We start from the raw sequence: 14,056 nt of genomic DNA on the forward strand, positions 1-14,056 counted from the left end.
AAAGCAAACAGGATCGGCACGTGTTTGGAGAAGTGCGAAGGGCTGACATTATTGTAAAAAAGTCTGTTAAAAGGAAAGCCGAATCAGCATTTGCTTGGAGGAGTGCGAAGGGCTGACATTATTGTATAAAAAAGTCTGGTAAAAGGAAAGCCGAATCGGGACTTGCCTGGAGAAGTCCGAAGGACTGACATTGTTATAGCAAAGTGTCGCTAAAAGAAAAATCTGAACCACGAAGGTGAAATCGCCTATCCAAAATTCACACTAAACTCTGCTTTGGGTATCCGCTTAACAGCCAAACCGCATTTGCACAGCCTACTGAATTGCAGCTTTTTGCAAATCTGCATCCAGCGTTTTATTGGTGGGGAATTCCTGTGGTATCCACCGATTAACGATTTTGCCGGAAGCATCAGTTACCAGGAAAGGGTATCTGATATCAATTGCGTATCGTTGTTTCAGTAAGTCGATGGTCTCGTCAGAAACCCAGTAATGTTTCGCGTCCGCACGGTCTTTGGTATACTGCTTCAAGGTTCCGAAAGGAAGGCCAGGTACTACCGAAACGTATGCAAAGTTCACTTTGTCCTTATATTTTTCTTCCAATACTTTCAGAGAAGGCTCGTGCTGGCCGATACTGAAAGCAAAAACCATAACCATCGGTTTTTTCAAAGTGCTCACTGCGACAGCCGTGCTGTCCATTCCCAGCATAGTAAGTTCAGGTAGATCCTGGCCAGGAGAGAGCGATTCTTTGGTTTTGATTAAGTCCGTGAAATATTTGTTTAACGGAGATTGGGGAAAAGTGCTCTGAAAATCAGCGAGCAACGTCTTTCCTGTTTCAACTTCTGGGGTGGCGGTTACCGCGTAATTAAGCCAATAAGTCAACAGGTATTCCTGCTGTTTCGGGTTCGAAGCCAGCTTCTCCTTGCTATATGCATAAACGTCTTTTAAAGCATCCGGACTAATTTCATACCTGCTACTTTCGTCCAGTGGAAATTTGCGGATCGACGGTATCAAAGCCCAGTTTCTAAGTTCGTCACGATAAGCTTTACTAAGCAACGCATCGTCCGAAAGTATTTTGAAATCTGTAAGTGTCAGATCTTCTAATTCTTTTCGTTGTACCGGATCCAGTTTCGTTACCTTATTTTTTCGCATAATTCTCTCTGCCATCAGGTTTCGTATCACTAATGGCTCGGTAAAAGTAGTGGCCGTCACATAAGCTTCAAATGCGGGAACTGGCGATGCTTCGGTTTTGAATTTCGCGTAAGATGTTGTGCGTAAGTTTTTCAAACTATCACTTTGATGCACCACAGTTTTACTTTCAATAGCGTATGGTTTGTACCCAAAAACAGGAAGATACTGATAATGGTTTTCAAGGAAATGCGTGCTCAAAAAAACCTGATAATTGGCATTCGTACCAGCGAAAGCGACGTCATTGTTGGCAGAGAACATAACAACTAGATTGTCTCCCGGCTGCATAAAAAGCATATAAGTCCGGTTTCGACCATTCCCAACAAACTGCAGGCGTACCATTTTTGGCTCCTTAATCGACAATTCTACTCGGTCATTCTGAATATCTTTAAAGTTGATCGTGGCGATTGTTTCATATTCGATCTCCGACAAGCCAATGCCCAAACTGGGGTAAAATCCAACATTTTCAACCACCAACGTTACGATTGCGTTAGATACACCCGTTGATCCAACCGTGATGCTGGTAGGCTTGTCGGCGCCTTCGGAAGAGGCCTGACAGGTAAAAGCAATGAAAGAACAGATGGTCAGGATTATAAAAATGGTCGATCTTAGTCTCATATTTTGTTAAATGTGTGGAAACAGCTTTGTCGTTAACCGATTAGGATAACGGACAATCGACGGTAAAAGTAAATAATTGTGCCATTATAATATTTCTTTACTGAAAGGTACTGCGCAATTAACCCGAAGCTTCTTTTTTTTAATGTGACGGGGTTATATTTGATATTCGAATTTGCAAGTTTATAACACTTATAACGAAGTTACGGTTTAGACTGCCACTTCTCTCATCATGAACCGCGTTACCTTACTGAATTTTAATACGTTACATTCTCAATTCAACGGAGAGCTATATTTTGACGATTCTACACTTCACCGCGCTCAAAGGACGGTTTACGCTACGGATGCTTCGGTATATCAGGAATTGCCCATTGCGGTGGCGCTTCCAAAAACGGAAGCCGATATTCGTTTGCTGATTTCTTTTGCCAATGAAAATAAATTGACGCTGATTCCGCGTGCAGCAGGAACTTCGCTGGCTGGCCAGGTAGTGGGAAAAGGTATAGTGGTCGATATCTCCAAATATTTCGGGAAAATCATTGAGGTCAATAAGGAGGAAAAATGGGTGAGGGTGCAGCCCGGAGTTATTCGGGATGATTTGAACAAGCATTTAGCGCCGTATGGTCTGCTTTTTGGACCTGAGACTTCTACTGCCAGCCGGGCCATGATCGGTGGGATGATCGGGAATAATTCGTGTGGGTTGCATTCGATCACCTGGGGGGCTACACGTGACCACCTTATGGAGGTCAAAGCGATATTGTCGGATGGAACTGAAACGGTTTTTAACAATAAGACTGTTGCAGATTATTTGAAAAAAGTTTCCAATTCAGCGGAGTTAGGTCAGCGCGAGCGAGGTATATATGCGGGCATGTGGGGGATGCTTTCCAATCCGGTCGATCAGGAATTGATTAAGAAGCAATTTGGGAAACCGACTGTGACGCGTAGAAATTCCGGATATGCTTTGGATGCCATGGTTTCCCATCTTGAAAAGAATGAGATCAATCTTTGTCAGCTAATTGCAGGTTCGGAAGGGACGCTTTGTTTTGTGGTGGAAGCAAAAATCGGATTGGTTGATTTGCCGCCAGCCTCTGTCGGAGTTGTTTGCGTGCATGTCAATTCTCTTGCGGAGTCGCTGCATGCAAATCGTGTAGCGATGAAATACAACCCCAAGGCTTCGGAGCTGGTGGATAAATACATCATGGACTTTACCAAGGAGCATAATGTATATTCCCAAAATCGGTTTTTCATGCAGGGAGACCCCGCGGCTTTGCTGATGGTGGAATTCTGGGGAAATACGGAGCAGGAAGTAAGGGCTCAGGTAGATATATTGATAGCAGATCTGAAAAGCGAGAATTTGGGATATGCATATCCTTTACTTTTTGGAGATGAAGCAAACAAAGCCTGGGATATCCGGAAGGCTGGTTTGGGTTTGATTCGAAATCTCCCGGGCGATACGCAGCCGGTTAATTTGATTGAAGATTGTGCGGTGGCAGTAGAAGACTTGCCGGAATATATTGCTGATTTGGAAATACTACTCAAAGAGCATGGCTTGCATGCGTCCTATTATGCACACGCCGGGGCAGGAGAATTGCACGTGGAACCATTGATCAATCTGAAAACTTCTGAAGGGAAGATCAAATTCAGGGAGGTACTTCGCGATACTGCAAAACTGGTTAAAAAATACAACGGTATCCTTTCCGGGGAACATGGCGATGGTAGGCTGAGGGGCGAATTTATACCCTATATGATGGGGGAGGAGGTATATGAAATGTTCCGTCAGGTAAAACGGATATGGGATCCAAACGGCATTTTTAATGCTAACAAGATTGTAGATACCCCTCCGATGAATGAGTTTTTGAGATATGAGCAAGACTTGCCAAAGATTGATATTCCCACTCTTTTTGACTTTTCGGCTCAAGAAGGAATACTTAGATTGGCTGAAAAATGCAGTGGTTCAGGTGATTGCAGAAAAACTGAACTGACCGGGGGAACGATGTGTCCCAGCTATATGGCCACCAGACGAGAAAAAGATACAACCAGAGCACGGGCTAATATTTTAAGGCAATACCTTACTCAGAAATCTGTCGGGAGAGTTAAAGAAGGAGAGGAGGCAGTAGGGCAGGAAATGGTGAAGGAGGTGCTGGATTTATGTCTCTCCTGCAAAGGCTGTAAATCTGAATGCCCTTCAAGTGTTGATATCGGAAAAATGAAAGCCGAGTTTACACAGGAATATTACGAAACCAATGGAATTCCGTTCAGAAGTAAGCTCATTGCGAATTTCTCGAAGCAAATGAAATTGGCATCGATTGCCCCGTTTGTATATAATGCCATTTTTGGAACAACAACCCTACGGAAAATAGCAAACAAAGTAGTTGGATTTCATCCCGAAAGGTCGATGCCCGTTTTGCACAGCACAACTTTGCAAAGCTGGTATCAGAAGAGAGAAAGAGTACAGGCGGAGAAAAAAGTATACCTCTTCTGCGACGAATTTACTAACTACAATGATGTAGAAATAGGTAAAAAAGCCATTAATTTATTAGAAAAACTTGGCTACGAAGTTGTGGTTCCGGATCACAAGGAATCAGCGCGATCATATCTCTCAAAGGGTTTTGTGAAAGAGGCGAAGAAGCTTGCGGAGGAAAACGTAAATATGTTGAAAAAAATAATCACATACGACACGCCACTCATCGGAATAGAACCTTCGGCAATACTTTCTTTTCGGGATGAGTACCCCGATCTGGTTGCCTCAAACCTTAAAGATGCTGCAATTTCCATTTCGAAAAATGCGCTTTTGTTCGAAGAATTTATCGCCCGGGAACTGGACGCCGGAAGGATATCGAAGGATAAATTTACCAAAAAAGCACGGCTGATAAAACTGCATGGTCATTGCCATCAAAAGGCGTTATCAACCTTGACAGCTTCGAAAAAAGCGCTGTCTTTACCACCGAATTATAAAGTACAGCTGATCCCATCGGGTTGCTGCGGAATGGCGGGTTCGTTCGGATATGAAGCCGAGCATTACGACGTTTCGATGCAAATTGGAGAATTAGTATTATTTCCAACAGTACGTCAACAGCCTGATAATGTTATTATTGCCGCAGCAGGAACGAGCTGTCGACATCAGATAAAAGATGGCACAGGACGAAAAGCGCTTCATCCGGCCGAAATTTTGTGGGATGCCATCGAATAGCATCCCATAAGATTTTACTGTGTTCCTCTAACATTTTGCATGACCGTATCTGCATTGGTTGCAGTAGTGTCAGGATTCTTATTGACCGAGTCTGGTGCAGCCATCGACGGAGATTCTGCTTCCTTAAAATTTCCGTTGTGGTTGAAGAAGCCTCCGAAAAAGGCGATCAATATTAATAGGATACCTATTCCTAAAATCCACTTCCAAACATTCTTCAAATTTTTGGTGGATCTGGCTTCTTTATCTGTTTCTTCCCTGTCCATGGCGATTTAAAATTTGGTTTGATAATACTCAGTATACCAAATTCATACCACGCTTTTAAAAGCAATAATTGGAGGTTTAATGTAAAAATGTGTAGACAAATTTTCCTTATCATTTTGAGTATTGAACCAAAGAATATAAGTGTATCGTTATGCACAAAATTGCGTACCTTTACTAGCAATAATATACCCTTCTCAAAATAACTCAACGTTAAAATGAAAAATTCTACATGGAAGATTCCTCTTCTTTTGCTGTCCCTCTTATTTTCATTCAGTGCCGTTGCGCAAGATGAAACCCGAAGTTTTTTCTCTGTCAGCGGAGGATATAGCCTGCCGGTTGGAGAAATGGCTAATGAAAAGGCAGATGACTCAATCGCCGGTCTAGCCGGGCCGGGATATTACGGACAAGTCAATTACGATTTCCGAATGTTTCGATGGTTTGGGATCAAAGCATCCGGCAGTATGAACAATAATACTACCAATTCCGGGCCAATGATCGACAAAGCGCATGAGTACACTGATTTTCTGGATGAAAAGTTCACCTGGAATGCAGATGTTTCAAGATGGAAATTAAGTGCGCTTATGGTGGGGCCTGCGGTATATATTAATATTAAGAGGATGCAGCTAGAACTTCACGGTCAGGTTGGTCAGGTTTGGGCAACTTCTCCCAATGTAAGCGTAGTGGGAAATTCTGATATGAATAAACCACCTGTTTATGTGAATTTAAAGGCTTTTTCTCGATCAGCCTTCGGATTTCAAAGTGGGGCGAGTTTCCGTTTTCCAATTGTCAGGAATCTTTATCTTCAGGTTAATGGCGATATTATTGGAGCGAAAATAGAAGTGAAGGATATCAAAATAAATGCAACGAGAGGATCTCACGATTTCTCAGAGAAGTTGAGTGAAAAACGATTCGTAGGCGTTGTGAATGTTGGTGGAGGTATCGGGATCGCATTCTAATTATTGGTCCAATCAACAAAAAAGCGGATGCTGACAATCGTCAGCATCCGCTTTTTTCTGTCACCCACTTATCTTATTTGGCAAACCACAATTTCAATTTCATATCGTTCTGGCCTCCCTGAGCAGTCAGAGCTGTATTGAAATTTTCTTTGTTCAAAGACTCTTCAGAACCGGGATAAGGCAGGCGTGTTGGAAGAATGTTTCCATTCGTGTTCAAGTCCGGTACTTTAAGATCAGGGATTCCTGTACGACGATATTCCGTCCAGGCTTCTACTCCCTGGCCATATAGTGCAATCCACTTTTGTTCCATAATTTGCTGATAACCAGCTGTTCCTGGTTTAAGAGCATTAGTAGCTAAATAGGAAGGGCTCACTGTCAACGCATATTGCGCGTGGGAAGCGGTAATAGCCTCGGTGTAGTTTGCTTCGGTAGTTCCTGCAGCAGCTATTCCATTATATGCAAATTCAGCCTTCAGAAACAACAATTCAGCATATGTCATGATCACACCTGGTGCGGTTGCTTTCGTGAAATAATCTCCCACTTTGGAAGTTTTCGAAAGCCCCAGCGCATTGGCGTCGGAAGACGACAGCCCATTTGGAACGCCCTTGTATTCTCCACCATCTTGTGGTGTATTGGCATAAACCGGAAGTCGTGCATCGCCTAACGCCAGCAACTTATTCACTAACGTAGCGCTTACACGGTGGTCATCACGTGTCTTACGATTTTGATTTATAGGGTTGTTATTGTTCGTCGCGTCCAGATAGTTCAGCTGAATGTTATCTGCGTTGCTTGAAATTACCGGATACTTTGCGGCATCGCTCAGGATGCGGGTCACTTCCGATTTTACGTCAAGAGGTGCATCCGCCTTATTCAGCATTCTTGCGAGCAAACGAAGGCTTAGTGAGTTTGCAAATTTCTTCCATTTCAGCATATTGCCGTTCAAAAGGATATCACCGGTGATCGCATTCCCACTTGTTGTAATCATGTCATTGGCCGTTTTTAATTCACCAACCAGTCCAGCGTAAACCGCCTTTTGTGAATCATATTTTGGCAACAATTGATCTTCCAGTCCCTTCAGGGCTTCTGCATAAGGTATATCGCCATATATATCGGTTAACAGCATAAAAACCCAGGCCCGCATAATGGTCGCCACAGCCTGATAGTTAGGGTTGCTGGTCTCGACTGCTATCTTTGATATACGGTCATAATCTGCAAGAGATTCGATGAACATCGTTTGCCACGCACCATTATAAACGTCGGCAGAAACTGTGTATTGATCTATATCTGTATATTGGATACGGGCCCAGTGCTGGGAAAATCCGTCACCGATGTCCTGGCCCAGGGACCCGCCCCAATATGCGTCTACTGCGCTTTGAATACCATGTGGAAGGAAAAGATCAGCCGACCCGGTAGATGCGCTGTTCGGGTTGGTATTGATTTCGTCGAAATCTCCGGTACACGATAAAGTACAAAAAAGGAGACCTGCCAGAAACGTTTTTGATTTAGTGAAATATAATATGCTTTTCATAAGTATCTGATTTTAAATCTTATAGATTGAAGCTGATGTTGAAACCCACCGAACGCGTTGTTGGAAGCTGTCCATTTTCGATACCCTGAAGGTTACCATCATTATAGTAGCTTGTTTCAGGATCGATGTGTGGAAGGTTGCTATGAAGCAATGCCAGGTTACGGCCGACTACCGAAATTGCGATATCGCGGAATGGTAGTTTTTTCATTACCTGGCCCGGAATCATATAGGTGAATTTTACCTCTCTCAACTTTACATAACTCGCATCGAAAATCGTGTTTTCGTTGTTTGTCAGAAGGTAATATTTGTGGTGGTATTCTTCCGAACTGATTGACTTGGTGTTAGGTACATATTCCGGGTTTGCAGCAGTACCAACGTTCACAACGCCTTCTCCCACAACACCCGTTTCGCGGCCCATGGTTGTTTCTGCCAATACCCCGGTATAGCGACCGATATTGATTGACTGCGAGAAGATATCTCCACCATTTTTGATATCGATCAGCGTGCTCAGAGAGAATCTCTTGTAAGTGAATGTATTAGAAATACCGCCGATCCAATTTGGTGTAAAGCTACCCAGGACACGGCTAACCGGGTCGATCGTTGGATATCCTTGGGAATCGTAAACGATATTGCCTTCAGGATCACGCATGAAGCCCTTTCCGAAAAATGTACCGTATGGCTCACCAACACGTGCTTCAACGGAAAGCCCTCTGAAGCTGCTTGTAGAGGTAGCCTGAGTTAACGTATTGTAGCTTGTGTTCAGCTGGTAGGTTGTAAGGCCATTGGCAAGCGAGATAACTTTGTTTTTGTTTTTCGCCCAGTTTACAGCGATATCCCATTGGAATCCACCTACTTTAACCGGTGTTGCCGTCAACTGGATCTCGATACCTTTGTTTTCAATTTTACCTGCGTTCAAAAGTTTTGATAAATAACCTGTTGTATTTGAAATGTTTACGTCAAGAATCTGATTGGAAGACTCTTTGCTGTAATATGTGACGTCCAAACCAACACGGTTTTGCCAAAGGCGTATATCAGCGCCAATTTCATACGAAGAAGTGATCTCAGGCTTGAGAGAAGCGTTCAACAATGCATTGTTTTCCGACAAACTTGGCGTGCTTCCCCATGGATTTTCGTATTTGTAAGTACTTGCCAGACGATATGGATCGGTATCATTTCCAACCTGGGCGATCCCTGCACGAATTTTTGCGAATGAAAGCACTTTGGAATTGATATTGAACATGTCAGTAATGATCGCGCTCACAGCTGCTGACGGGTAGAAGTAAGAACGGTTATTGGAAGGCAATGTACTCGACCAGTCATTACGTGCCGTCAAATCCAGGAATAGAAAATGTTTGTACCCCAAGTTTGCAGAAGCATACAAACTGTTTACCGTCTTCTGAATGTATGAGTTTTCAGTCACCGGGCGCTGGCGGGAGTTACCCATATTCCATACACGAGGAATCGCTAACTCCGTAGCTCCCATATAGTTACGCTGTGCGTAATTGGTGCGGTGGTTTCCTCCAATATTTGCGGTAATATCAAATTCTGCAAATTTTTTGGTTGCGTTTAATAAAAAATCAGAGTTGGACTCGCGAACGAATATTTGCTCTTCATTATAACTGTCGTAAAGTTTCGCACCGTTCAAATTATCAATTCTGGCTGCACCTCTCGTTTTGCGACGGTCTGTGTAAAAGTCAGTTCCTGTACGTCCTGTAAGTGTCAGCCAATCCGTGAACTTGTAGGTGGCTGAGATATTTCCATACAACCTGTCGCGATCGTTGGCTCTTGTGCTCAGATTCTGGACATAATATGGGTTGGTCCAATAGTTGTTATTCCAGTTATATTGGTAAATAGAACCTGGTGCCTGGTAGTTTTTCAATTCATCCATATCCACCTGACGTCCAAACCAGATAAAATAAAGTCCCCAGTTAGATCGGTTGTCGCTGCCGTCGTTCACATAGTTCCCCGTTGCCCGAACCGTCAGTTTTTTGGTCAGATTCCAGCCTGCATTCAGTGCAACTGTCCGTCTGTGATAATCTGTATTTGGCAAGATCCCTGATTGTTTCAAGTCTGTGAATGACAAACGGAAATCTCCTTTGTCACTTCCTCCTGTTACGGCAACGCTATTTGTAAAGGTTTTACCGGTTTCGAAGAATTTGTCCACGTTATCAGGATGTGCTATCCAGGGCGTAGGGGTACGGGTACCGTCTGCTGCTATCGGCGAGTTGAATTGTGGAAGCAATCTGCCGTCCAATTTTGGTCCCCAGCTTTCATCCACACCATCGTTAACACCACCGCCTGCTCCATTTACATATGAGAACAGGCCCTTTGCGCCTTGACCATATTCATTTTGCCATTTTGGAAGTCTCAGAGGTGAGTCGAAGCTGGTATTGCTATTGACCGAAACCCCGATTCCTTTTGTTCCCTTGCCACTTTTAGTAGTGATCACTACTACGCCATTTGCGCCTCTCGAACCATATAGAGCCGAAGCGCTTGGTCCTTTCAATACGTTTACTGATTCGATATCATCAGGGTTGATCGAAGCCGCTGCATTTCCGTAATCAACTCCCGTTCCCGAACCGAAATTGCTATTATCAATAGGTACTCCATCCACTACGAAAAGAGGCTGATTGTTACTTCCGATCGAACTGGCCCCTCTGATGATCATACGGGACGATGCACCAGGAGCTCCATTGGATCCTGTCACCTGGACTCCTGCTAATCTTCCTGATAATGAATTTATTAAATTAGTTTCGCGTGCCTGGGTCAATGCCTTTCCACTCACTTCCTGAACGGAATATCCGAGTGCTTTTTTCTCTCTGGCAATACCCAAAGCTGTAACCACAATCTCGTTAAACTGGGTCGCGTCCTCCTCCAGAAGAATCTCAAAAGAAGTTTTAGTTCCAGTCTCTATTTCAATTGTTTTGAAGCCAATGAAAGATACAACGATGGTAGTATTAGCGGGTGCAGTCATTGTAAATGCACCATCAGCATCGGTAGTACTACCACGACTCGTTCCTTTGATAAGGATACTGGCTCCCGGAAGGCCGGTACCGTCGCCTTTTGACAGTACTCTACCCTTAATGGCCAGATCCTGACCAAAGGTGGTGAGGCTGAGTAACATAAAAAGCATTATGTACGTCAGTGTAAAGTTTAATCTCATAATGATTAGGTAGGTTTTAAAAAATGTAAATAGTAAGATGAGTGATAATTAATACGTCATCCAACTCCTGGTGGGAGGCGGATCGTCGTGGCGCAGAAAAGTGATAATTTTGGCGTGAAAGGGAGGTTAATTCATATGAGAGAGTAGTATGGTAAATAAATATGTAATAAGAGTGAATTGGAAAATAATATTCTACAAAATGAGCTGCTTTCAAAATTATAGAACGTGATTTTATATAAAGTAAAAATATAAATCAATAATAATTTGCAAATGAAGAATAAGATTATATTTTTTGTGGTTATAGTAATAAAAATGACGTTATATGGCATTTCTTGCAAATAATATTCTATACAAAATAATATTTGCCAAATTATATACGTAATTGTTTTGTAAAATATAATGTAAGTTAAGTGCAAAACGAGGTGGGTATTTTTGAGCCTCCTCGACATTCTAAATTGGCTGTGACATACTATCAGTTATGCTATGCCTGCAGCTGGTTGCTCTCGTTGGAAAATGCCTTGACTCCCTTATGCTGTGTGAGAATAATGGTCAAAAATTGCGTGAAAAGTCTGTGATTGTCAGTCAGGCGTGAGAAGGTGTTATTGAATCACTATATTTGTAGCTTGTTGTTTAGCAGACTGGACGTCATTAGCTGGCGATAGGTCGATATCAGTAATTCGTACACAATTTATTAATGAAGGTTCTCAAATTTGGTGGCACTTCTGTCGGTTCGGCAGACAGCATAAAAACGGTAATCGGTATCATTGAAAATAACCTTGAAAAAGGGGAACGAATAGCAGTCGTTTTTTCCGCCATGGGCGGTGTCACGAACCGGTTGATTGAAATTGGCAAAATGGCGGCTTCCGGAAACACGGAATATATTGAATTTCTGAAAGTTGTTGAAGAAAGACATTTCGCTGTTGTAAGGGGTTTAATCAATGTCAAACAGCAGAGCAGTACTTTTGCCGCTGTGAGAGGATTGTTCAATGAATTGTCGGATATCCTTAAAGGCGTATCCTGGATTAAAGAACTTTCTGTTCGCACGCTGGATCTGATCATGAGTTTCGGCGAACGTTTATCGACACTTGTCATCAGTGAGATTCTGAAAAGTAAAGGGGTAAATGCTGAGTTCTGCGATGCGCGACAGATCATTCATACCAATGAAACATATGGTATGGGCGACGTAAATTTCGAGGCGACCAATCATTTGATTCTTGAATATTTTGCTAAACACACTGCGCTGCAATGTGTGACGGGCTTTATTGCGTCCACCGCAGATGGGGTGACCACTACGCTCGGCAGAGGCGGATCAGACTATACAGCTTCTATTATTGGAGCGGCTTTGGATGCCGATTCCATTGAAATCTGGACTGACGTGGACGGTATGATGACTGCTGATCCTCGTAAAGTTGCGAATGCGTTTACGATTCCATCTATATCATATGCCGAAGCTATGGAGCTTTCGCATTTTGGTGCGAAGGTGATATATCCACCGAGTTTGCAACCTGCATTTTCTAAAAATATAACACTTAAAGTACTGAATACCTTTAATGTAGAATTTGGAGGTACATATGTCCAAAAGGCAGCCAATGGAAAAGATTATGCCATAACCGGTATTTCCTCGATTGACGAAATAGCGTTGATGAATATCCAGGGAAGCGGTATGATCGGCGTGGCGGGTATATCCGGCCGGCTTTTTACGACACTTTCCAATAATTCCATCAGCGTAATTCTGATATCGCAGGCCTCTTCGGAACACTCGATATGCTTCTCCATTGACCCAAAAAATGCTGCAAAAGCAATTGAGGTTTTGGAAAAGGAATTTGCGACAGAAATTGCGTTGGGGCATATTGACAGCATCGGCGTTGAAAAAAATCTGTCCATCATTGCGATTGTCGGCGAAGGAATGAAGAAGAGTACGGGTGTTTCCGGCAAGCTTTTCTCTGTTTTGGGTAAAAACGGTATCAACGTAGTTGCGACGGCTCAGGGCTCTTCGGAGTTGAATATCTCAGTTGTAATTGCAAAAGGCGATTTGTCAAAAGCTTTGAATGCCATTCACGGCGTTTTCTTCCAATCCGAAACGCGTTCCCTCAATTTGTTTATTGTCGGAGTGGGCTTGATAGGAGGTACCTTGCTGGAACAGATTAAAAACCAGGCAACCTATTTAAGAGAAGAAAAACTCTTAAACCTGAATATCGCCGGATTGACCAATACTAAAAAAATGTTGCTGGAAGCGGATGGCATTAATCCAGGTCAGTGGCGCGAAAGAATAAATGAGGAAGGTGTAAAGACGAGTTTGCCGGCATTCGTTCACAGGATGATCGAGCTCAACCTGCCGAACAGTGTTTTTGTGGATTGTACCTCGGATAAAGATATCGTTCAGTATTACAATATGTTACTCGATGCGAGTATATCAGTAGTTACACCGAATAAAGTAGCCAATTCCGGATCATATGCAGAGTATATCGCTTTGCAAAGAACTGCGCTGAAAAGAGGTGTTAAGTTTTTATATGAAACAAACGTGGGGGCAGGTTTGCCAATCATTAACACCATTCAGGGCTTGATGGCCAGTGGTGATAAATTTCTGAAAATTGAAGCCATCCTTTCGGGGACGCTTTCCTATATATTCAACTCGTTTGGACCGGGCGTTCGCTTTGCCGATGTTGTGGGTGAAGCCAAAGCAAAAGGGTTTACGGAGCCAGATCCGAGAGAAGATTTGAGTGGTGCGGATGTGGCCAGAAAAATCCTGATTCTTGCGCGTGAGGTAGGCGTTCCACTGGAAGCGAATGAAATTAAAATTGCTCAGATCTTACCGGAAAACTGTTTGAAAGCGACGTCAATTGATTCATTTTTTGAGGAAATGATTGTCTCTGATGATTATTTTGCCGATCTGAGCAAGAAGGCAGCGGATGAAGGCAAAAAACTAAGATATATAGCCTCACTGGAAAACGGAAAGGCAGTTGTTGAATTGAAATCCGTTGACGCGGCCCATCCTTTTTACACGCTTTCAGGAAGTGATAATATCATATCATTTACCACGGAGCGATACAAAGACCGGCCGTTGGTGATTAAAGGTCCGGGAGCAGGAGCGGAAGTGACAGCGTCGGGAGTTTTTGCCGATATCATGAGCATTAGTAGCTATTTGGGATAGAACGAGGCGTAAG

7 protein-coding genes are annotated in these 14,056 nt (G+C 43.1%); 3 read left to right on the forward strand and 4 right to left on the reverse strand.

The genetic code is table 11. The features are described from left to right. Window positions 1-312: 312 nt before the first annotated feature. Window positions 313-1,800, reverse strand: coding sequence for a hypothetical protein (locus AC1XUD_RS15570; protein ID WP_483361948.1), 1,488 nt, complete (start codon window positions 1,798-1,800; stop codon window positions 313-315). Window positions 1,801-2,029: 229 nt separating this feature from the next. On the opposite strand from AC1XUD_RS15570, the gene AC1XUD_RS15575 reads away from it, so the two are divergent. After that, window positions 2,030-4,984 (forward strand): FAD-binding and (Fe-S)-binding domain-containing protein, encoded by a 2,955-nt coding sequence (locus AC1XUD_RS15575; protein WP_483361949.1) that lies wholly within the window; start codon window positions 2,030-2,032, stop codon window positions 4,982-4,984. A gap of 14 nt (window positions 4,985-4,998) precedes the next feature. Here the strand turns inward: AC1XUD_RS15575 and AC1XUD_RS15580 are convergent, their stop codons facing one another. Then, complete coding sequence (locus AC1XUD_RS15580; RefSeq protein ID WP_483361950.1) at window positions 4,999-5,247, reverse strand: hypothetical protein; 249 nt, start codon at window positions 5,245-5,247, stop codon at window positions 4,999-5,001. Window positions 5,248-5,460: 213 nt separating this feature from the next. Here AC1XUD_RS15580 and AC1XUD_RS15585 point away from each other — a divergent pair, with 213 nt between their 5' ends. Further along, window positions 5,461-6,201: a hypothetical protein gene (locus tag AC1XUD_RS15585; RefSeq protein ID WP_483361951.1), complete on the forward strand. Its 741-nt coding sequence runs from the start codon at window positions 5,461-5,463 to the stop codon at window positions 6,199-6,201. Between the two features lie 73 nt (window positions 6,202-6,274). Here AC1XUD_RS15585 and AC1XUD_RS15590 read toward each other — a convergent pair whose 3' ends face one another. Together AC1XUD_RS15590 and AC1XUD_RS15595 are read right to left on the reverse strand one after the other, a co-directional pair. Further along, on the reverse strand, window positions 6,275-7,729 hold the full coding sequence (locus AC1XUD_RS15590) for a SusD/RagB family nutrient-binding outer membrane lipoprotein (RefSeq protein ID WP_483361952.1): 1,455 nt from the start codon (window positions 7,727-7,729) through the stop codon (window positions 6,275-6,277). A 19-nt stretch (window positions 7,730-7,748) separates the two neighbouring features. Further along, a complete protein-coding gene (locus AC1XUD_RS15595; protein ID WP_483361953.1) occupies window positions 7,749-10,892 on the reverse strand; it encodes a SusC/RagA family TonB-linked outer membrane protein in 3,144 nt (1,047 codons plus the stop codon). A gap of 694 nt (window positions 10,893-11,586) precedes the next feature. Here AC1XUD_RS15595 and thrA point away from each other — a divergent pair. After that, window positions 11,587-14,043 (forward strand): bifunctional aspartate kinase/homoserine dehydrogenase I, encoded by a 2,457-nt coding sequence (thrA, locus tag AC1XUD_RS15600; RefSeq protein WP_483361954.1) that lies wholly within the window; start codon window positions 11,587-11,589, stop codon window positions 14,041-14,043. Window positions 14,044-14,056: the final 13 nt, after the last annotated feature.

Source organism: Dyadobacter sp. HNCC25DJ184, from assembly GCF_056895215.1.